Here is a 21,490-nt window from a genome sequence, read left to right on the forward strand (position 1 = left end):
CTGTCTTATTTGCCGCTCTTTTTACCCATACCTATAAACATCAAAAAAGCTTCTGCCAGTTTCGGATCAAATTGAGAACCTATTTGGGACTCAATTTCACCCAGCGCCGCTTTCTTATTCATTGTCCTCTTGTAAGGGCGATCATGCGTCATACTGTCATAGCTGTCGACAAGGGAAAAAATCCGGGCCAATAAAGGAATCTTATCCCCTTTCAGGCCAAAGGGATAGCCCATGCCGTCCCAGTGTTCATGCAGTGCCAAAATGATGTCGGCAACCAACGGTTCTCCGATTGATTGAGCCATTCGATAGCCTGTTTCACTATGATTTTTCATAACACTCCACTCCTGCGGCGTCAACGGGCCTTGTTTCCCCAATATCTCAACCGGAATGGTTACCTTGCCAATATCGTGAAGCACACTCAGCCGAGTGATTAATTTTATGTCAATAGCTGCCTTTTCAATATCGAGAAACTCAATAAATTCAGTCGCCAATTGTAGTACTCTAGCGTTATGGCCCTCGTTCACAAAGCAGCGGCTAATCAGCATGTTTTCCATGTTAGCGACGATGCTACGACGAAAATTCTTGCTTTTTATCAGTTTATCGTTGTACATTCTGTGCTCGGCTATACTTAACAATTCAGTAAGATGAAGGTTTCCTGAAACTGTGGTCGCCGCACCCAGTGCCGAGCTTAAAGCAATAACACAATCCCGGTTTGCGTCACAAGCTCTTCTAATGCGCTCACAAACCGTACTGCAGGCTGACTCATCCGTACTGGGCATGATAATGACAAACTCATCGCCGCCCCAGCGGGCGATAACGTCTGTCTGCCGGCAAGATTTCTTCAACACATTTGCCATCGCCGTCAAAAGTAAATCTCCCTGCCGGTGCCCAAAAACATCATTGACCAGTTTAAGCCCATTCATATCCGCCATGACGACACTCAGCGGCACGGCTTTTCCTCTTGCCAATTCCGCCAGCAAGACACTTTCAACATAAGCGCGATTATTTAACATTGTTAGCTTGTCATGATAACTGAGAAACCGTATTCTTTCTTCCGCCTTAAGTTTTTCAGTTATATCTGTCAGCATCATCATTACCAAAAAGCACTCGTCAGAATCGTCCGGCTGCGGCAAAAGTTTGCATTCAACCCGAATGCTTTTGCCGCTTATTTGAAAAGCCGCCGGAACCCGTTGCAATTCTGTTTGCCCAGACACAAAATCGGCTAGAAAAACTCGTTTCAAAATGGCCTGCAGTTGTCGCTGCAAGGTGTTATTATCCTGGCTGAGCAGGGAAATAATCAAGTTGCCGGCAATTTTTTTGCCAAAAATTCTGATACACTCCGCACTGTACTGCTGGTCAACCTTTAAATCCCGTCCAAACGTCAAAAATCCTTGATTTGCATTATCTAATAAATTTTGCAATTCATTTTGCCGGCGCTGCAAAATTTGCTCTTGGCGATCGCTAATGCGAAATATCTTAGTGGTTGTTCTAAATAATTTTTGGTAATCACGGGCCAGCCGCTTATAACAGGGCAGCAGATCGTTGCCATAATAGCGCTGACTGGCAAGATTAGACGCAGCGAATCGCAGTACTTCTTTCTCCTCTTCAAATAATTCTTCATTTTTTTTAGACATGAGTAAGCACCTTTCTGCTAATGCAAAGAGAAACCCAGTAAGGTAATATCATCGCGCTGGGGCTCATTGCCCATATACTGATGTAAAATGTCGCCAAAGGCCGCTGCTTGTTGACCCATGTCTTTCGTCTTTTGAGCAAGAATGACTTGAAGCAGTCTTTTCCGGCCAAAAGGATAATCTTTGTCGCCGCCATTCTGATCAATATATCCGTCTGTTGTCAAATAAAAGCAGTCACCTGCTTGGATTTCCCATTCGTAGTTGGTAAACGCCAAGTCGTTCCTGGAGCTTCGATATCCGATGCTCCATTTATCACCTTGGATCATTTCCACATTATTTTTTCGATGAATATACAGGGACATTTTTGCCCCGGCAAATAGCACTCGCTTATTACGTTCAATGCGGCAAATACCAATATCCAATCCATCGTCAGTGATCTGCCCGTGGTCGTTCCGATGCAGAGTTTCCTTCATTCTTCGATTGAGTTCGGTCAAAATATCGGCCGGTTCGCTATGATTGTGATCAACAATCTGATTAAGAATTGCATTTACCGTCATTGTCATTAGCGCGCCTGGGACTCCATGTCCGGTACAGTCAATCAAAGCAACGAGACTTCGTTCATCATCAATACGGCGTATCCAGTAAAAGTCCCCGCCCACTACATCCCGTGGCTTCCAAAGAATAAAGTAGTTGCCAAGTACAGCCCCGATCTCTTCCTCTTTTGCCAGGATGGCTTCCTGAATTCTTTTTGCGTACTCAATGCTGTCTACAATCTTTTGATTTTTTTCTGCCAGTTCACGCGTTCGTTCCGTTACCTGTTTTTCCATTTCCCGCGTAAGCAGCAGGGCGCGTTTCAAGGGATCGGCAATACGGCGGGAAACCACGTAAAAAATAAAGATCATCAAAACCAGCGCGATAATGCTGGAGATGATTGTATACAACTTAATATTGCTGAGAATTGCAATGCTCTCGCTGCGGGGAATTTGAGCCACTAGTTTCCAGTTCGTTGATTTCATCACCTTATAGGCTAAATCAATTGTTTCCCCGTTGTCATTTACGTATTCACTAATTTGGGGTGAAACTGTCCCGGCCTGACGATCTTCAATAACCCGAACAGCTACCTGTGTCGGAACAAGCTCCGTGAGATATCGTCCGTTATCATTTAAATTGTCAGACAAATTAATTTCCCCATTGTCATCGACCAGCCACAATCTGCTATTCGGTCCAAACTTATATCTTTGGAATTCCTGGGCGATGTCTTTCAGACTCAATCCCACCCCGGTTACCCCTACAGGACGCTTCCTATCGCCCATCAGAGCATTGAGAAAGACATATGTATCCTGCCGTCCACTATTGTAATCAAGGTTTAGCTCGACACTCTTACCCGATGCGAGCATATCATAGAACCATTTCGCATTCGGATCGGTCCTGGACATAACCTGCAGCATCTTTGAATCTTCGGCCCAATAATGATTGGTAATGGCACTGACAATAAAAGTATTGGCATAATCATAATTCTTGGCAATATTATTAATTTTTGTTTTGGAGTATTTACCCAATTTTTCATCCTGTTCGGCACCGGTAACCCAGTCATTAATGGCAGGATCTGCAGCCAAAATTAAAGCTGTTTCTTGTGCACGGGCAATACGGCCGTCAATTTTGGCCGATATTGATTCGATAATATAAACGATATCGCGAGATTTCAGCTTATCAACAACGGCATTGCGAGTAATGAAATAACTCATACCGCCGGTAATCATCACCGCCAGAACGATGGTCAGGCAAGCTAATACAACGACCTTGATTGTGCCGCTATCGTAAATAACGCTTTGCCGTGCCGGACGGGCGTCATCTGCTTCCCGGCCGCCGCTAGCCTGATTCATTTCTCTTCCTCCACCGGCAGCAGTTCAAAGGGCATTGTCAGATCCTCTTTAAATTCTTCCGCACATTCCTTCGCCGTCTCATTTTCCACATCATAATACCACCGTACAGCGATTTTTTGCCCGTTTTGATGTGCTTCTTCCAGCCTTTCTAAGATCATCATCACGCACTTCGAACTGCTTGTATTAATATAAGGCATGTTGATATGTATTTCCAACGATGCCCCCTCTTCACTATCGGTCAAATAATCATTGAGCCAGGAAAAAACCGGTTCATAAAATTTAAAAGCATTTTCCGGATATGACTGACCTTCAATTCGCAGCCTTTGTTTTTGTCGGTCAAATTGAACCTCCGGTGTCGACTTCGTCTTCATAAAATACAATTCCTGCACGTTAATCCCCCTAAACATTAACCTTTAACGTAAAAAATAATAGACTGTCATCCAGTTTTTCCACTGAATAATGCAGCGGCCGGGTTGCTCTTCGCGCCATATTGATTAGCCCCAACCCTGCGCCGAGACTGCCGGGTGGGAGTTCTTTTTTCATCTGTTCCTTGAAAAGTTTTTTCAAACCAGCTTTATCCAAGCGTGATATTTCATCTAATTTTGCAGTAAGAGCGCTCACATCATTATTCTCGATGATATTACCTGCACACACAAAATATCCGTCCGGCGTTTTGCCAATGGTAATAATACCAGAATTCGCGATCCTATCCCCATGCGGTGATCCTCGCTTAAGCACACCATAATTTTTAATATTTTGTGTCTGTTCGATAAACACCGAAAACACATTGTATGTCTCGTTCTGGGATATTGCTTCCGTCTCTAGATATTTTTTAACCGCGTCACCTAACTCTTCAATAATTTCCTGTGTAAACCGACCTGCAAAATTGATTAATACTCCATAGTCCTGCAAAATTCTTTGCAGCTTCAGCAAATCAAATTCCATATAAGCACACTCCCTGGTTCCCAGCTGAAATTTGTATATTAGTTGTAAGTTTCGCTATCTTTGTCCCAAATCCTGTATCAAATGAGACTTTCTTCAGGTGAAGTTTGAACTTTATCGGAAGCAGTCGAATTATGGGATTCTCACCATCGTGTATCTGGAGTTTCTAACAATCCTTTTAAAGCCCCTCGAAAAAAGTCAACCCTTGTCCTAAAAGTTACAGTGTACTATTTTTCCCGCTATTGGCAGATTGATTGCCCGGGCAGTTTAGTGCAAAAAAGTAAAAGAAGCAAAAAGTACGTCCCCTTTGCTTCCGTCCCCTTTGCTTCCGAAGATCAAAAAGAAAAAGGAGCTTTCCTTATTTTTTAAAAATTCGTGTCTTAACAAAAGGGGGTACTACACCTTGACGAGAAATAGTTTATATGCTAAACTTTATTTATGGATAGTCAGACAAAAAAATTATTACAACTACATACCGATACTTCTGATAAGGGAAGCGAAAAGATTGGTCGTTTAATCGTTCAGTTACAGCGCTTGGAACGTAATCCTCGCAATTTTGGACAAGCCGGTCCTTTAACTCCCAGCGAAATCCACACCGTTGATGCTATTGGCTGTGAAGAAGGCATTCTTATGAGTGAATTGGCTGATCGCTTGGGTGTGACAAAAGGGGCGGTGACACAGATTGTTAAGCGCCTGGAGCATAAAGATATTGTTAGACGTTCGCCCCATCCCAATGATTCACGCAGCGTCATAGTATCACTTAGCGAAAAGGGGAAAAGTGCTTTTCAAGCCCACGGGGAAGTGCATTTCGATTTTTACAAGCAATTAAAAGCTCAATTAGGCCAGAAAGAAATAGAAATATTCGAAATAGCCCTGGAAAAGCTAAATCGGATCTTGCAATCGCAAAAACACTAGGTAATTTTTTGGCTATTTAGTTTATGATATAAACTAAATAGCCCTTGATCCTTCTGGAATCAGCGATGAAACAGTGTTACTTTATCCCAGGTAAATAATATTGAGAGGTGGATTATTGTGAAGATTAAAGCAACTGTACTTTGCGAAAACAGTGTATTCAGCAATATGGGAGCCATTGCCGAGCATGGCTGGTCCATATTCTTGGAAACAGACAGGGGTAATTTTCTTTTCGACACCGGACAAGGGCTGGCCTTGATTAACAACGCCCGGGTATTAAAAAAAGATATTTCCACTAGTAAGGGTATTATTATTAGTCATCATCATGTTGATCACACCGGAGGGCTTTTGAGTGCCCTGACAGCCACCGGCCCGATTGATGTGTACTCCCACCCTCATTTATTTAAAGAAAGTTTCCTCACCCGCGGGCCTAAAGCAAAATACATCGGTATTCCCTTTGCCAAGATTGCGTTAGAATCTCACGGGGCTAACTTTGTCTATAACACGGAATTTAGAGAGATAATCCCTGGTATGTACCTTACAGGGGAAGTTCCCCGCCGGAATGATTTTGAAATAGGAGATCTTGACCAAGTTGTTATATCTGGAAACAAATATATAAAAGACCAAATATTAGATGACCAGTCGCTTATCGTGGAAACGGAGAAGGGATTGTTTATTGTCTTAGGTTGTTCTCATTCCGGTATAATCAACATCTTGAATTATGCCCGAGAAAAAACGGGTGAAAAACGTATCTACGGGGTAGTGGGAGGAACTCATTTAGGCCCGGTTGGCCAAGCGCAAAGAAACAAGAGTATTGAAGCATTGAAAGAATTTAATATAGAAAGGCTTGGCGTTTCGCATTGCACAGGTCTGCCTGCATCTTTACGGCTAGCTCAGGAATTTCAAGAGAGGTTCTTCTTCTGCAATGTAGGGACCGTAGTGGAAGCATGAAGCGCCGGGCTTTGGCGGCAATACATAGTTCTGACAGGTCTCTAAGTTTCGCAACAGATACTTTTTTACCATAGTTTAGCTAATGAGCAATGGGCGTTTTACTAAAGACCGCTTTATTTTGAGAAACGAGAAGGGGTGAACTTCCAATATGGGTAAAAATACTCACATGGACAGTATTGGTGATGTGCCAATTATACTCAGGCGCGAAATCGAGGCATTGATAGTAGCGCCGTTTCTTCAGGCGTTTGCTGCGGAACTTGGTAATGCTAAAACCACCGAAATTGCCACTAAAGTCATCGCGGAACTGGCCAGTAAGGCGGGCAAAGATATGGCTAAAGTTTGTGGTGGAAACACCCTGGCCCTTTTCCATAAAACATTGCCCCTTTTTAGTCAGGGAGGTGCTTTAGAAATGGAAACCAAAGAAAGATCGGACACGTGTCTGAAGTTTAATATAACCTGGTGCGCTTATGCCGAAATGTACAGGGAAAATGGCCTGTCCGATATTGGTAGCTTGCTTTCGTGTCAACGGGATGTCCATCTGTTTAAAGGCTATAATCCTGATTTCGCTTTCACCAGAACTCAAACTATTATGGAAGGAGGCAGTTATTGTGATTTCTGCCTCAAGCTGAACCAGGAGGAACCCTAGAACAACAATAATAGATACTTCCGAAGAAAATGTTAAAATTTATAAATGATATTGACTGCTGGGCAAAAACTTGTAACGATTTAAAACGTCTTCTATTCAAATTATTGATTTAAAAACCATTATTGATCTCTTCTGCCTCCACCAAATGAGCTTTACCCACGTGTTGATATGATCCGCTGCTTTTTTCAGTTGTTTCCAGCATGCTGTTGCTCAGCCGTTATATGCATAAAATTAAAACCGCCTACCCTTAACGTAGACGGCCTGGTGATAAATTAATCTTCTGGCGGAAGATTTAGCACGCACTGCAGTAAATAATATAATGCAGTAACGCTGGCGGCAATTATGAAATATAGCAAATATTGCATCCTTATCCCTCCCTTTTTTTCGGTAACATGGCCTATTATTGCATTTTCTTGTGACAAATATGCAGCAATAAAACTCTGGCAATAACTAAGCCAACCCTCAATCTCTAGGCTTAAACTTTCTATCTCAATGACTTGCGCACCCGTTAGCTATAGAGTATCATATTGTTCCTGGGTTTATAGTCTCAATTATTATAGGAAAAAAGTTCTAAATAAAAACCCCCACCAACAAATGCTCGGCGGAGTTTTGAAATAAAATCCTTGCTGTTTAGATTTATCTCCTTCCTCCACCTCTTCCCTCCAAAATAAAGGCCCCCGGAAACTTGTCCGAAAAAGTTTTTTATCCTCGTTATTTCTAAATTTATACAAGCGCGCATATATTTTGGTAGGGCAGAGCTGCCATCTCTGCCCTAAAACTGAATACGGGAGGTGGCCGTGATGCGTCTTGAGACGAAACTGTTTAAGCTTACCGTCTCAGACGGAATATTATTAATAATATTGCGCATCATCACTGAGCTTTTAAGCTAACCACCAGTATTCTATTTTTGAGCGTCCTTATTTGTGCCGGGACGCTCAATGCTTATTTTTATGCTGCTAATTTTTCGATTAGAACTTTCGTGCGTTCATTTTTCCAGCGGCATCATCGTGCCACGCCGCTCCCATAAATGTAGACGCGCTGAGCATGCAGCAAGGTGTCCCCCTCAGCCAAACACGCCCCCGCCCCGCGGCCTTCCCGCCGCCGGAGCCATAGCTGCTGTCCGTGGAAAATACATCTTCAGAATTCAGAAACAGATCTTAATCCAAAGAGCAGGAGCAAAAGAATCATGTACCCTGCCTGACTGTCGCATTGTTCCAGCCTGCTCTGCAAATAATTTCCGCACAAGCCGCGGCATCACTGCCGGCATCATGATGCTGGAGCCCAATCTTTAAATAATCAGCCACTGTCGATAATTTGTGATTTTTTAATCCGGGCCAAGTTCTTCTTGCGACCTGCAGCGAATCAATCACATAAAATTTTGGAACAGGCAGCTGATAGGTTTTAAGTATAGCCATTAAAACGCCAATATCAAAGCCGGCATTATGGGCAGCAACAATTTTATGCTCAACATACGGTTGAAATTCCGGCCATAGCTCGCCAAAAGTCGGTGCATCCCGAACTGTTTCATAGGTTATGCCATGAAGATAAGAAAAAGTAAAGTAATCCGTCGGCGGTTTGATCAACCAGGATTTTTTCATAATCGTCCTCCCGGCATCAATTACGGCAATTCCCAATTGGCAGGCACTGTTTCTGTGTCCATTGGCCGTTTCAAAATCAATTGCAGTAAAGTTTTGCTGCTGCAATTCATGCTTGATAGCGACAGGAATACTCTTATTGAGCATAAGCATCCTTTCCTTTCTTCTCTCTACATTATTTTTTATTTTACACTATTCCCCCTGTCCGGGTCTATCTTTGCCTTTTTCATTCTTGAATTCCGTAAAAATGTCCCTGCCCTAAGCAGCAAAAAGACGGTTTGCAATGACAAAACCGTCTTTTTGCTGCTTAAGGATATTCCTTAAAAATTACTAGGTAGTACCTTTCCCGGAACCCGGTTTATTCTTCGTTCCCCACTGGGACATGAGCTGCAAGATAGGAATTAGCGTTTCTCCTTTTTCGGCTAATGAGTATTCGACTTTGGGTGGAATTTGATGATATGCTTCACGCTGAATTAATTCTTCGAATTCCAATTCTTTAAGCTGCTGGCTTAGCATTTTATGCGTAATAGCGGGTATACTCTTTTTAATCTCGCCATAACGCTGCACCCCGTTTTGAAATAGTTTAAATAATATAAGCCAGTTCCATTTGCCGCCAACCACAGACAGTGTATAGGCAATTGAGCAGTTGCATTCGTCCGGTGACCATTTTCTCATTTATACTCTCCTTTTGTATAGTATCTATCATAAAAGTGCATACTTTCTTTTTCGAGAAAATCATATACAATTAAAGGAGAAAAAGCAAGTAAGGGAGGATGCAAAATGGAAAATAAAATTGTCTATTTTGAAAGTCTTACGCCGGAGAATACTTTGGCTACCTTTAAATTGGCGAAAGAACGAGTGAAGGCGTTGGGAATCAAAAAAGTGGTGTTAGCCTCGACTACAGGAACAACTGCCCGAAAAGCTATCGAGTACTTTAAGGATACGGATGTTCAATTAGTCGTAGTGCCCCATCAGTTCGGCTTTCACAACCGGAAAGACCACTTATTCCCGCAGGAGCTAGTGGAAGAGTTGAGGAACTCCGGCCACGCGGTGCATTTCGGCACGATGCTCTTCCATACGGATCAATTGTATGGCTCGAACGTTCCCACTCTAATGGCAAATTTATTGCGCTGCTTCTGTCAGGGAATCAAGGTATGTTTTGAAATCGTCCTGATGACGACAGATGCCGGTTATTTAACCCGCGGTGAAAAAGTAATCGCTATTGCCGGTACAGTAAAAGGCGCAGATACCGCTTTGGTCATGCAGGCCGGTACTTCCCAGCATATTATGAATGTTCGGGTGAACGAAATACTCTGCAAGCCTCTCAACCCCATACGAAACGAAGAATTAAAGGAAAAACTGGGAATAGCCGATACGGATGAACTGAGAGCAAGGTTATCCCAGGAAGAAATCAAACTGTGATCTTGTGAGCAAAACTAAAGCATCGGCAGTTCAGGCGGAAAGTCTGCCCCACCTGAATCAACGCCGCCTATAAAGGCGGGAGTCTTAACTCATTGACTAAAATCAATCATCTCACAAAACGATGTCTGAACATAAAAGTAGAAAAAAACAACAACGCCGCAATAAGAACAATCGTCGCTCCCGTTACCGTATTCCAGTAATACGAAAGCATTAATCCTGCCACTCCGGAGAAAACGGCAAAGGAAACGGCAGCAAGATGATACTGCCTTACATTATTTGTTATGTTGCGCGCGGCGGCTGCCGGCAGAACCAGCAGGGAATTGATAATCAAAATACCTACCCACTGGATACTGACGGCCACAACGACCGCCAGCGCTGCTGAAAATAATATTTCAACCAGCAGCGTGTTTACACCTCTGCTGGCTGCTAAAGCTGGATTTATGCTGATGATAAGCATTTTATTAAAAATAACCAGCCACAACAATAGAATGCCAAGCAGCACACAAAAAAGCATGATAATCTCCACCGCCGTTATACTTAACAAGTCACCGATAAGATAAGATGAAAACTTTGTAAAACTGCCGCCGCGGGACATAATCATTAAGCCCACGGCAATAGCCGTAGACGAAAATACGCCTATTACAGTATCGGTGGAAACCCCGCTTTTATTCTTAATGACAGTAATAAGCAGCGCAAAAAGCAGGGAAAATGCAACGAGTGCCGTAAGGGGCTTAATTCCCCCCAGCAGAGCTCCGATTGCTATACCAGTAAATGCCCCGTGTCCAAGAGAATCCGAAAAAAATGCCATCCGATTGCTAACGACCATAGTGCCCAGCAGACCAAACAGAGGCGTAACCAACAATACCGCCAAAAGTGCATTTTTCATAAAAGTATGCCCCATCCAGGGAAAAGGAAGCATGACACTAACCACCCCATACCACCAATCTAGCATGAATATTCCTCCTCTTTCCTGCCGGGAGAAAGTTTCCCCTGATTATAATGCCTCAGCAGCACCCCGAACACATTCTGCGCCCGGTCATCGTTAAACACGTCCTCCGGTGTACCATTACAGATTACAGTACCGTCCAAAAGGATCACGCGGTCGGCGTATTTTGCAACCAAGTTAAGATCGTGAGATACCAGGATAATCGACAGATCATGGTTTTCTCTGAGATCGGAAACGAGATGATAAAACAGATCCAATCCATTCTGGTCGATTCCCGAAACAGGTTCATCCAAAAGCAATAAATCCGGTATGGGATCAAGAGCCAGGGCCAGCAGTACTCTTTGCAATTCGCCCCCCGACAGTGCGCCGAGTCTTCTGTCAATCAGATGCTCGGCTTTTACTCTGATAAGGTCCTGAATAACTCGCTTCCTGACGCCCTTAGAACGGATCAGCCAACAAGGGATTTTTGTCAAAAAGGCGGTGAAAAAATCAAGCACACTGGTCGGTGTACTGAGATCAAAATTTAGAGATTGGGGAACATAGCCGATTAAAGGATGTCCGCTGCGAACACCCTTGGCATCAAAATAACGCAAAACGCCTGAATGCTTCACCTCGCCGAGAATCGCCTTTAAGAGCGTGCTCTTGCCGGCACCATTAGCCCCTATCAGGGCGGTAAGCTCACCACAGTGAATATGAAGATTTACGTTCTGAAAGACCCTGGTGTTGCCGAAAGCAACACCAAAGTTCTCCAGTTTTGTACAACAGAACCGGCTGCATTTACTTTCACCGCCGGAACACTGATGATGCTGATTTCCGATCATTGCAATGCCTCTTGTAACGTTTTCAAATTTTTCCCCATTACAGTGATGTAATCGTCATAAGCGTCCGACTTCGCTTCACCAGTCACTGCCGGATCCAGCGTATAAACTTTTGCTCCCGTTTCCCGGGCAATCGTCTGGGCGGCCTTTGCCGGATATTGCGGTTCGGCAAACAGCGCTTTAATCTGGGATTCTTTTATCTTTTCAATCGTTTCCTCTAATTCCGCCGGCGACGGTTCTGTTCCCGGTTCCCGCTCAATAACCGAAACAATATTCAAGTTAAATTCTTTGGCAAAGTAAGGAAAAGCCTCGTGAAATGTTATAATGTCCCTGTGTGCAGCGCTGTCCAGCGATTTATGCATGGTATCCCGCAAAGCTTCAAGTTTGTTCACATATTCTTCCCCATTGCTTTTATACTTTGCCGCATTTTGCGGATCTGCTGCCGCAAGCTGTTCGGCAATGTTTCGGACCTGGAGGATCGCATTCGATACACTAACCCACACATGGGGGTTCTCTTCCCCGTCTTCGTTCTTTAACAGTTCGATATTTTTACTGGCATCAATAATGGTGAGCTTCGGCTGCTGCTGTATCACTTTATCCAAAAAAGCTTCCATGCCTGCACCATTAATAACAAAAGCGTTCGCCTTTTCAAGGGTTTTTAAATCCTCCGGCGTCAACTGATAATCGTGCAAACAACCTGTCTGGGGTTTTGTCATGTTGATCACCTCAACCCCCGGAACACCTTTCGTAACGTTAAGGGTAGAAATATACATCGGATAAAATGATGTTACGATAGTGAAATTCTTTGCCGCCGCTGTCCCATTTAAACCTGCTTGGCTGCTGTTATTTTGTCCGCAGCCGCTCAAAGCAACAGCACTAATGATCAATATTGATATGAGTTTACATACTTTTGACAACCTGCATGACCTCCCTTTTAGAATTATTCATTCACCTGAAATCCAAATAAAAATTTTTATTTAGGCCACGACCTCCTTTACCTGTCGATAATACGGTATTCCTATTTAATATGATTATCAAATAGGAATATTCTTATTTATATAGTATGCATCCCATTTTTCCCCTGGTCAAGCAGCCTTTTTATCCATAAGCCGCCTTAGATAGGCGAAAAAGCCAATCAACCCTCCTTTGCCGGTTTATTCATAGGGTTATTTTTCAACCCTTCCCCGCCACTCAAGCATGCCAAAGGGGCATTCTTGACAATGTGTAAGTAGTAAGCTATAATAATCTACGTTATATGCCGGTATAGCTCAGCTGGTAGAGCATCTCATTCGTAATGAGAGGGTCGTAGGTTCGAATCCTATTATCGGCTCCAATGAAATTAAGCCTTCGCAGGTTGTGCGGGGGCTTTTATTATGTTAAATTGGGCTTTATTTGGGCTTTATTTGTTTTCAAACATCCCTATAAATACTGAGCAAAAAAGGACAGGCTATTATGCCTATCCTTTTTTTGTTTCGCTCTTTTCCCGGTGTTGCGTCAGAAACGTATCCATACTATCAGCAATTTGCTGATCAACGCTCTGTAATGAATGACTGTAAATATTTGCTGTTGTTCGAATATCGGTATGTCCCAGCCGGGTACTGACATTTTTTAGAGGCACTCCCTGGGCAATCAAGAGACTGGCAGATGTGTGCCGCAGGCCCTTGAATGGAACATGGGGCAGATTGTGGCGCTTTAGGAATTTAGAAAACCACTGGGAGGGAGTCTGGGTATACATGGGCTTTCCATTCCATTGCGTGAACAACCGGTCATGATCTTGCCATTTGTCACCGAGTTCCAAACGAACTGCGTTTTGTTGCGATTTATACTCTTTAAGTAATACAACAATGCTAGTCGGTAAGGTAATCCTCCGACACGATGAATCATTTATCCGCAGACCCGTATCCACCGATCTAACGCTTTGGTTTATGCTGGTTTTGTAAGCAACATAAATTAGCAGTTAATAAGTCCAAAACATATCTTGTATTTCCTTAGGATCACTTGTTTTAGTCAAGGCTAACATGAGTAAAATCCTGGCTTTTTGCGGACTAAGATTATCGGCTGCTACAAAACGAGAAAATGCGTCATTTTGCGTAACAACTCCGTTACCCGTTCGGGTACTGCGAACAACTACAACGCCTTGGTTTTGTATTTTTCGAAATGTATTTTTCATGGCTTGCGACATATTCCCGTTACCAAGTCCTGCATAAACAATTCCTTTAACACCTAATGATGCGGCTGCTTTGGCTAACATACCGGTATCGTTGACATAACCATAAATAATATCAACTGCGGACAATTCTTTAATCCCGGAAATATCAAAATCGCTCATGTAAGTGTGCTTGCGAGTCGACATGCGGTAAAAATAAGGATGTCCGTCAATAATGTAACCCAAACATCCGAGTTCTGGAGCCTTAAAGGTATCTTGCAACGCCGTGTTGCTTTTGGTTACTTCCCGGCTGCTGTTAATTGTATCGTTAAGTGAGACAAGTATTCCTTTTCCCCACGCCGTAGTATTTACAGCCAAAACGATTGCATTATACAAATTCATAGGCCCATCAGGACTAATAGCCGTTGATGGTCGCATGGCTCCGACGAGCACTACCGGTTTCTGACTTTCACTACTAAATTCAAGAAATACGCAGTCTCTTCCAGGGTATCCGTTCCATGAGTTACCACAATTCCATCTAAGTCCGGCTGCTTTAATAGAGTATTAATACGCTCAGCCAAGTGAAACCAGATTTTACAATTCATATCGGCACTGTCAATCTGGTTAATCTGTTCAGTGGTAATGTTGGCGATCTTTTTTATCGGTTCGATGGCCTTTACTATCTCATCAATAGGTACTATACCGGCATGATAACCTACAATATCGGTAGGGTCATATGATACTCCAGCGATGGTTCCTCCAGTTGCAAGTATCACTATATTTTTCATATATTCAATCCTTCTATAATATTTTTTATTCATTTATATACGTTTTACTTTACATCTACGTATATAAATACTTTAAAATGAAGTGGTGCCTTGAAGTGTTGGGCTAATGTTTTGAAAGCCATCCGCCTAGTGTCGAACATGTATTTAACAAACTTTATAAAAAAGACTTTAAGCTAATCTACTCGTGCGAGTCTGTGTGTTCCTATAGCAAACAGATAGTCAACAAACAACTTGCAGAACGAATGAAAAGCTTTTCGAATGGCCAAACTGTTTTCTTTAAGACCACCGCTAATAAATTATTATAAACTGAAACAAGCATATAATTGTGAAATAAAAAAATCAGTAATTTATTAGTATATTAGCAAAATGGTAGCGACTATACATGCAATAATAACTCCCGGTAAATTTCGCTTTGTGAAATCCATTGTATTTGTTCCGGTAAAACTAGCACAAACAATGGCAGCTGCGGAAATAGGTGGCACTGCTCGTCCAAGACAACCTGTTAAATTAGTCAGACTTCCCATACTCATAGGATCAATACCAAATTGCGCTGCATAAATTGTTACAGATTGGTTGAAGGCAAATACAACAGCATTGCTTGATCCTGTTATGATTGAGAATAACAGGGGGCCCACTGAGGCAGTAATTTTAGCGATATCAGGGTTAGAAATCATATAATCTATCAACAGCTTAACCATGCCGAGAGTTTCCATTCCGCTTACAAATACCGAGGCACAAATGATAAGACCACAAACAGTACCGAAGGCTTCACCCATTCCGTGAAAAACGGTTTTGGTAATTTTACTGGGATTCTGCCTGGTAACAATAGCTGCTACGATAAACCCGATCAGCATCGTATGTGATATTTCCATTGGCTTAACGCCCGGAATAAAATGACCATGCGTTAAAAGGATCAGTGTGAGTGGAAATAACGGCAAAAATGCTTTTATCATACTTATCTGCATATCGGGTTGGTGCATTTCGTTAGTACTTCTCGATATATATCCTTTGTGTTCCTTGCGCAGATACGCACTCACTGTTAAAGATCCAGCCACTATTGCTAAAGCTGTCAGGACAGCGAACATATGGTTGTTTACGACTGCCACGGCGGAAACATTAGCAACTTTACCTACTATAGCATTTAAAGGACTCCCTGGATTTAACATACCTCCGTACGTTCCAGCTACTACAGCAGCCCCGGCAGTGGCCGGATGAACGCCTGCAGATATTAAAATTGGAATTAAAACGGAACCAACTGCAGCTGCCGTACCAGCTGCACTATCCATGGCAAGCATTACGAAAAATGAGATAAACGTAGTTGCCGGAATAAGAAACAATCCACTTTTTCCTAATTTCTTCGAAAACAGATTAACTAAATGTTTATCACATTCTGTCGCTTTCATAACTGTAGCAAAACCAATTACGGAAATGATTGTTTCAAATAACTGAACTTGCTTCATGGACTTGGAAAAGGCAAAAAAGTCCCTAAAGGATCTCCAAATATTGTATACATGGCCAAGCCACTCATAAAAAGAACCATGCGAGGTTCATGTCTTTTCATGAGTAAATATATCGCTATAATAAGAATAATTGAACCGCCTATAATCATACAATCTTCTCCCCTCGCTTTTTGATCAAACAGCGGCTATTTTTCGGCGTATTTATACAACAAAGCAATAATATGTTTTACCGCTTCAAAATAATCAGTAAGCACCAGGTTTTCATTAGGCGCATGATTTTTGGAACCCGGATATCCTGGTCCTAAGGCAATAATCGGCATATCCGTCCATTGGGTGAAAAATTCTCGCGGTCCTTTTCCCGGCATAGTGGGTCCAACAACAAAGGGCTTATCATAGACAATTTTTCCCGCCTCAAGAACTACATCTAAAAACGGAGTACTTGCCGGGGTTTTTGAAGGTTTACACTTGCTTAGAACATAAATTTCCACGTCTTCAAATCCACGCTTATCCAAGTGTGCTCTTAGCAAATTTACAATTTCATCAGGATCCTGATCTACGACTAAACGGAAATCTAATTTTGCCATAGCGTAACAAGGGAGAATAGTTTTCGAACCGTTGCCTGTATAACCGGAAGAAATGCCGCTAATGTTACAAGTTGGAGAATTAAACAGTCGTTTTGCATATTCGATTCCTTGCGCTTGTTTGATCAAGCTTCTAACATTCGCCCGGTTACGAACTTTTTCTGCTTCTTCAGCAAACGGAACCAATAAATCATATTCTTCTTTTGACAAATCCCGTACTGAGTCATAAAAACCATCGATTAAAATATTATCATTTAAATCTCTTAAGCTTGAAAGTGCCCCAACCAATCGCCATGCTGCACTGGGGATGACGGCAGCCATTTTAGAATGATAATCGTTGGCAGCTGCTTTTACGCGCAATTCGAGATAAAGAAGACCCTTGTTGCCCAAATAAGCTCCGGGTCTGCCCATTTCATCCTTGGCGCAGAATTCCCAAATGCAGGCATCTGCTTTTAACATTTCTTTATTTTCCAGAATAAATGGTTTTAAGTTGGGGCTGCCACTTTCTTCTTCAGAATCAATAATAAATTTCACATTGACCGGCAATTCGCCACTGCTTTGCAAAATTGTCTGGATAGCATGCAAGCGCGTAAACAGAGGACCTTTATTGTCGGCGATGCCTCTTCCGTACATTTTACCATCCCGGACTTCCGGTTCAAAAGGGGGACTAATCCATAAATCAAAAGGCTCTGGTGGCTGAGTATCATAATGGTTATAAAATAAGATCGTCTTATCCGACTTTCCTTTTATTTCTCCATAAACAACAGACGGGCCATTTCTCAAAGGGAATTTTCAGTTTTAATCCCGATCAAGTTCATTTTTTTTACTAAAAGGTCTGCCGTTTCTTCCAGTCCAATTTTTTGGGCTGAAATACTCGGCTGTCTCACAATATCAAATACATCTTGGATCATTTGTTCCTGCTGTTCATCAACCATTTGGAAAAGTTTTTTCATACTTTGAGCTTCCTCTCCCTAAAAATTTTTTGCGACTTTCTAATAAACTTTGTTAAGCCGCGTATTGTTTACTAAGATATATATGCAAAAAGCATGCCAGAACAAAAATCATTTGTTTTGGCATGCTTTGTTAAGCGTATTTTTCAATTTTGCGTTCAGAAATTATAGTATACGGTTATAATCCAATGTTTTATAGTGTCTTAACGTCTTTTGCATTTTTGAAATTCATTTTTCCATTTTTGCAATAGCATGGGACTAAATTACTTTATCTTTCGCCAAAGTGTAGTGCGGCTAATCCCCAGCTTTTGTGCAACTTTTTCATAGTCGTGTTCATACCGGGTTAATAATAGAGTAATATATTTATTTTCAAATGTATGGACAGCAGTCTTTAAAGCTCCTTCAGATTTTACTTTAATATTAACTTCTTCCTCGTAGGATGAAGGAACTCTCATAACTTTTTTCAGCATATTATCCCAATTTTCTTCAGGTGGTGAGTTAATTATTAGTAACGACAAACGTTCCACTATATTATATAGTTCTCGAATATTCCCCGGCCAGTCATAATGAATTAGCAGGAGTTTCAATTCCTTGGAATACTTTTCATTAATGTAAATCCCATGTTCTTTTAAAAAATATGCAGCGAGTACTATAATGTCTTGTTTTCGGTTTCTAAGCGGCGGCAACTCGATATTAAAAACATTTAAGCGATAATATAAATCTTTCCGAAATTCACCTTGTTCCACCTTTCTTGCAAGATTGACATTGGTAGCACTGATGATACGAATGTCAACCGGTATAATTTTATTTCCGCCTATTCTCATAATTTCTTTTTCCTGGAGAACACGTAACAATCTTGCCTGTAATGAGTTAGGCATTTCCCCAATTTCATCCAAAAAAATCGTCCCATTATGAGCAAGTTCAAACAACCCTGGTTTTCCATCTTTGCGTGCACCCGTAAAGGCTCCCCCTTCATATCCAAAAAGTTCACTCTCTAGCAGGGCCTCAGGTAAAGCAGCACAGTTAACAGCTACGAAAGGACCATTACCGCGTTTGCTTGCGTTGTGGATACTTTGTGCAAACAATTCCTTCCCTGTACCGGATTCGCCATGAATTATCACGGAAGAATCTGTGGTAGCGTACAGCTTAGCTAATTCTTTTAGTTCTTGTACATGAGGATCACTGCTTAGTATATGGTCAAACCTATTTTTAGCGATAAAGCCTTTTGTATGATTTTTATTGCGGATTAATTCTTCTAGTTGTTGAATTTTAGTAACATTTTCGAACGTCGTTACCACCCCAATACGGGTGCCATCCAATAGAACCGGAATGCGATTGCTGGCAATATGTACTCCGTTAATTTCCTGTAAATCGTTTAATTCCGGTTGACCGCTTTTAAATACTCTGTCTATTTTAATGTTAGGCAGGACAGTTTGTATGTCCTGGTCAATAACTTGATGCTGAGAAATTTTGAGAATTTTCTCTGCTGCAGGATTATATACCACCACGGTATTCTTTTCATCTGTAACAATAACGCCTTCAGCAAGGGAATCAAAGACAACTTTGATTCTTGCTGCTAAATTGCGTTCCTTACGTCGTACCCTAGCTAAATGAATTGCTTCATGAATGGAATGGCGTATAGCTTCATCACCGCAATATCTCAAAATTCCTTTTAGCCCATTTTTTATTGCAAAATCTACAACTTTCATACCAGCAATCACAAACTCTATATTACGACGCTTTATCTCTTCAATGATTTCTGATAAGTCTTGTTGCGATTCATATCGATATTCAAAAATTGTTATACCTACCATTTTTTGAATATCCTTAACACCATGCATTTTTTTATAAGTAATCAAAGCAATTTTAGCCGGAATATTTTCAATGGAATAGATTGTGTGCATGACATCGAATGAAGTATAAGGGATGGTTATTACAGGAATATCTACAACCTTCCTAATCTGTTCATCTGTACCTATAAGGGATAAAATTGTATCTGCAGTAGTTCCTAACTTTTCAGCCTCACTACCAGCTTCATCAAAGCCTGCAAATACAACACTGTAATTAATATCTTCCTGCTTGGCAATTCTCGAGAAGTTATTTATTAAATCAGGCCGATAGTAATAAGAACAATACTGATATGTTTTTTTAAAACAAGATTATCTAACAATTAAAAATCAACTCCTGATAAGTGATAAGGTAGCATGATTTAGATATATTAATTATATTACACTAAATTTGAATCTCAAATTTTATTATGAGCATTTTCCGTGCCAGGCTTTTTCCGTATAGGATTAGAAATTCGATCTATGCGGGCCTTTTCCGAAAATGAATTCACCTAGCTGCCACAGAGAAGTGTACTTCTAAATAGTTGCAGAATTATTGATTACTGGCTATTATTAGCTTAATAGATAAATAAATTAAGGCGGCTGTACTGGTTTCTAATAGAATGGCTAAACAACTTTTATATGAGAGGTTATGAGTCATGAAGAATTCAGAAATTCATGTGATTTATGGTTCCAATCCAGCTCAAATGGCGTATGATCTTCTGGAAAAAATAGAACTCGCTAAGGAACTAAATCCCGGCATGAGTGTTGGGATTAAACCGAATCTTGTCGTGGCGAAGAAGGCTAGTGAAGGTGCTACAACAACTCCTGAAATAGTGGAAAGTGTGATCCGTTATTTACAGGATCATAAGATTCATAATATTGCTATTATGGAAAGCTCCTGGGTAGGCGATAATACGAAACGCGCCTTTAAGGTCTGTGGTTATGAGAAACTTTCCGAAAAATATAACGTGCCGCTTTATGATTTAAAAGATGATGATGTTGTTGTCAAACAAGTAGCGGGGCTTTCCATTAAAGTGTGCAAAAGACCGCTTGCAGTGGACTTTTTGATTAATATTCCCGTATTGAAAGCGCATTGCCAAACGTTAATGACTTGTTCCCTAAAAAATATGAAGGGTTGTATTCCCGATAGCGAGAAACGGCATTTCCACAGTCTCGGATTGAATAAGCCAATTGGCTATCTAGGCAAAATTTTAAAAGCAGATTTGATCATTGTTGATTCGATTGCCGGTGACCTGACTTTTGAGGAGGGTGGTAATCCGGTTCAAATGGGCCGGATCATGGTAGGAAAAGACCCTGTACTTATGGATACTTATGGCGCTTCTTTATTGGGATACTCAAAAGAAGATATTGAGTATATTGAGATTGCCGAGCGGGCAGGCGTTGGTTCAGCAGACCTTCATGCCGCACAAATTGTTGAGTACGACATTGGATTAAAGAATGGCACACAATTTCGTCCTTCAAATAAGGTTAGGCGGCTCGCCCAAAAGGTTGTGGCCAAAGAAAGTTGCTCCGCATGTTATGGTACTTTGATTCATGCATTGCAAAGATTGGACGAAAAACAGCAATTGAAATTTTTACGCCAGCCTATTTATATCGGGCAGGGTTTTCGTGGACAAGTGATAGAGGGGCTTGGCATTGGTCAGTGTACGAAGCAGTGCAGCCATTTTGTTCCGGGGTGTCCGCCGACAGGAAAAAATATTGTTGATTTTTTGGAAAAACATCTTCATAAATAAATTTCCATAGTCTTAAGAAATTTATGCCACGATAGGAATATTAGATTTTTACCCCATTCCTTTTGTAATGAGAGGGCCGTAGGTTCGAATCCTATTATCGGCTCCAGTAAAATCAAGCCTTCGCAGGTTATGCGAGGGCTTTTATTATGTAATATTGTGTGCAGCTTAATGTGTCCTATCCATGAGACAATGCGCAGGTTGATACAATTTTTATAATTGATAGACGTCTTAAAAGC

At 41.5% G+C, this 21,490-nt stretch carries 21 protein-coding genes and 1 tRNA gene; 6 read left to right on the forward strand and 16 right to left on the reverse strand.

What is annotated here, in order from left to right; genetic code table 11:
- Positions 1–5 precede the first annotated feature (5 nt).
- The 4 genes from ABFC84_09220 to ABFC84_09235 are packed head-to-tail and all read right to left on the reverse strand — an operon-like array spanning position 6 to position 4,459.
- Complete coding sequence (locus ABFC84_09220) at positions 6–1,634, reverse strand: diguanylate cyclase (protein ID MEN6412925.1); 1,629 nt, start codon at positions 1,632–1,634, stop codon at positions 6–8.
- 17 nt (positions 1,635–1,651) lie between these two features.
- Positions 1,652–3,514 carry a SpoIIE family protein phosphatase gene (locus ABFC84_09225; protein MEN6412926.1) on the reverse strand — a complete coding sequence of 621 codons (1,863 nt, stop codon included), beginning with the start codon at positions 3,512–3,514 and terminating at the stop codon, positions 1,652–1,654.
- Positions 3,511–3,885, reverse strand: coding sequence for a DUF1987 domain-containing protein (locus tag ABFC84_09230; protein ID MEN6412927.1), 375 nt, complete (start codon positions 3,883–3,885; stop codon positions 3,511–3,513). The genes ABFC84_09225 and ABFC84_09230 overlap by 4 nt, the downstream gene beginning before the upstream one ends.
- 28 nt (positions 3,886–3,913) lie before the next feature.
- Positions 3,914–4,459, reverse strand: coding sequence for a SiaB family protein kinase (locus tag ABFC84_09235; protein MEN6412928.1), 546 nt, complete (start codon positions 4,457–4,459; stop codon positions 3,914–3,916).
- Positions 4,460–4,894: 435 nt separating this feature from the next.
- Between ABFC84_09235 and ABFC84_09240 the strand changes: the two genes are divergently transcribed.
- The 3 genes from ABFC84_09240 to ABFC84_09250 all read left to right on the forward strand — a co-directional run bounded on the left by ABFC84_09240 (position 4,895) and on the right by ABFC84_09250 (position 6,965).
- Positions 4,895–5,371, forward strand: coding sequence for a MarR family transcriptional regulator (locus tag ABFC84_09240; GenBank protein MEN6412929.1), 477 nt, complete (start codon positions 4,895–4,897; stop codon positions 5,369–5,371).
- A 117-nt stretch (positions 5,372–5,488) separates the two neighbouring features.
- A complete protein-coding gene (locus ABFC84_09245) occupies positions 5,489–6,319 on the forward strand; it encodes an MBL fold metallo-hydrolase (GenBank protein ID MEN6412930.1) in 831 nt (276 codons plus the stop codon).
- Between the two features lie 148 nt (positions 6,320–6,467).
- The gene (locus ABFC84_09250) at positions 6,468–6,965 is read left to right on the forward strand and encodes an L-2-amino-thiazoline-4-carboxylic acid hydrolase (GenBank protein ID MEN6412931.1); all 498 of its coding nucleotides are present in this window, start codon (positions 6,468–6,470) and stop codon (positions 6,963–6,965) included.
- Positions 6,966–8,149: 1,184 nt separating this feature from the next.
- Here ABFC84_09250 and ABFC84_09255 read toward each other — a convergent pair.
- Both ABFC84_09255 and ABFC84_09260 read right to left on the reverse strand, forming a co-directional pair.
- Complete coding sequence (locus ABFC84_09255; GenBank protein ID MEN6412932.1) at positions 8,150–8,707, reverse strand: 3'-5' exonuclease; 558 nt, start codon at positions 8,705–8,707, stop codon at positions 8,150–8,152.
- A 183-nt stretch (positions 8,708–8,890) separates the two neighbouring features.
- Entirely contained in the window at positions 8,891–9,235 is a 345-nt protein-coding gene (locus tag ABFC84_09260; GenBank protein MEN6412933.1) for a helix-turn-helix domain-containing protein, read from the reverse strand.
- Between the two features lie 105 nt (positions 9,236–9,340).
- Between ABFC84_09260 and ABFC84_09265 the strand changes: the two genes are divergently transcribed.
- The gene (locus tag ABFC84_09265) at positions 9,341–9,982 is read left to right on the forward strand and encodes a pyruvate kinase alpha/beta domain-containing protein (protein MEN6412934.1); all 642 of its coding nucleotides are present in this window, start codon (positions 9,341–9,343) and stop codon (positions 9,980–9,982) included.
- Positions 9,983–10,088: 106 nt separating this feature from the next.
- On the opposite strand, the gene ABFC84_09270 is transcribed toward ABFC84_09265, so the two are convergent.
- Genes ABFC84_09270 through ABFC84_09280 form a run of 3 tightly spaced genes read right to left on the reverse strand, consistent with a single transcriptional unit; the run spans position 10,089 to position 12,663 of the window.
- Entirely contained in the window at positions 10,089–10,934 is an 846-nt protein-coding gene (locus tag ABFC84_09270) for a metal ABC transporter permease (protein ID MEN6412935.1), read from the reverse strand.
- Positions 10,928–11,749, reverse strand: a complete 822-nt coding sequence (locus tag ABFC84_09275) for a metal ABC transporter ATP-binding protein (GenBank protein MEN6412936.1) — start codon at positions 11,747–11,749, stop codon at positions 10,928–10,930. The genes ABFC84_09270 and ABFC84_09275 overlap by 7 nt, the downstream gene beginning before the upstream one ends.
- Positions 11,746–12,663, reverse strand: coding sequence for a zinc ABC transporter substrate-binding protein (locus ABFC84_09280; GenBank protein ID MEN6412937.1), 918 nt, complete (start codon positions 12,661–12,663; stop codon positions 11,746–11,748). Before ABFC84_09280 ends, ABFC84_09275 begins: the two co-directional genes overlap by 4 nt.
- A gap of 340 nt (positions 12,664–13,003) precedes the next feature.
- Here ABFC84_09280 and ABFC84_09285 point away from each other — a divergent pair.
- Positions 13,004–13,079, forward strand: a tRNA-Thr gene (locus tag ABFC84_09285).
- Positions 13,080–13,202: 123 nt separating this feature from the next.
- Here ABFC84_09285 and ABFC84_09290 read toward each other — a convergent pair.
- The 7 genes from ABFC84_09290 to ABFC84_09320 form a co-directional block, all read right to left on the reverse strand.
- Complete coding sequence (locus ABFC84_09290; GenBank protein ID MEN6412938.1) at positions 13,203–13,652, reverse strand: site-specific integrase; 450 nt, start codon at positions 13,650–13,652, stop codon at positions 13,203–13,205.
- Between the two features lie 51 nt (positions 13,653–13,703).
- Complete coding sequence (locus tag ABFC84_09295) at positions 13,704–14,330, reverse strand: asparaginase domain-containing protein (GenBank protein MEN6412939.1); 627 nt, start codon at positions 14,328–14,330, stop codon at positions 13,704–13,706.
- Between the two features lie 14 nt (positions 14,331–14,344).
- Complete coding sequence (locus ABFC84_09300) at positions 14,345–14,680, reverse strand: asparaginase domain-containing protein (protein MEN6412940.1); 336 nt, start codon at positions 14,678–14,680, stop codon at positions 14,345–14,347.
- Between the two features lie 350 nt (positions 14,681–15,030).
- The gene (gene dcuC, locus ABFC84_09305; protein MEN6412941.1) at positions 15,031–16,182 is read right to left on the reverse strand and encodes a C4-dicarboxylate transporter DcuC; all 1,152 of its coding nucleotides are present in this window, start codon (positions 16,180–16,182) and stop codon (positions 15,031–15,033) included.
- A 143-nt stretch (positions 16,183–16,325) separates the two neighbouring features.
- Positions 16,326–17,504: a M20/M25/M40 family metallo-hydrolase gene (locus ABFC84_09310; protein MEN6412942.1), complete on the reverse strand. Its 1,179-nt coding sequence runs from the start codon at positions 17,502–17,504 to the stop codon at positions 16,326–16,328.
- Entirely contained in the window at positions 17,501–17,674 is a 174-nt protein-coding gene (locus ABFC84_09315; GenBank protein MEN6412943.1) for a hypothetical protein, read from the reverse strand. Before ABFC84_09315 ends, ABFC84_09310 begins: the two co-directional genes overlap by 4 nt.
- A gap of 260 nt (positions 17,675–17,934) precedes the next feature.
- Positions 17,935–19,776 (reverse strand): sigma 54-interacting transcriptional regulator, encoded by a 1,842-nt coding sequence (locus ABFC84_09320; protein ID MEN6412944.1) that lies wholly within the window; start codon positions 19,774–19,776, stop codon positions 17,935–17,937.
- Positions 19,777–20,156: 380 nt separating this feature from the next.
- Between ABFC84_09320 and ABFC84_09325 the strand changes: the two genes are divergently transcribed.
- Positions 20,157–21,254: a DUF362 domain-containing protein gene (locus ABFC84_09325; protein ID MEN6412945.1), complete on the forward strand. Its 1,098-nt coding sequence runs from the start codon at positions 20,157–20,159 to the stop codon at positions 21,252–21,254.
- Positions 21,255–21,490: the final 236 nt, after the last annotated feature.

The organism is Veillonellales bacterium (assembly GCA_039680175.1).
Taxonomy (GTDB): domain Bacteria; phylum Bacillota; class Negativicutes; order JAAYSF01; family JAAYSF01; genus JBDKTO01.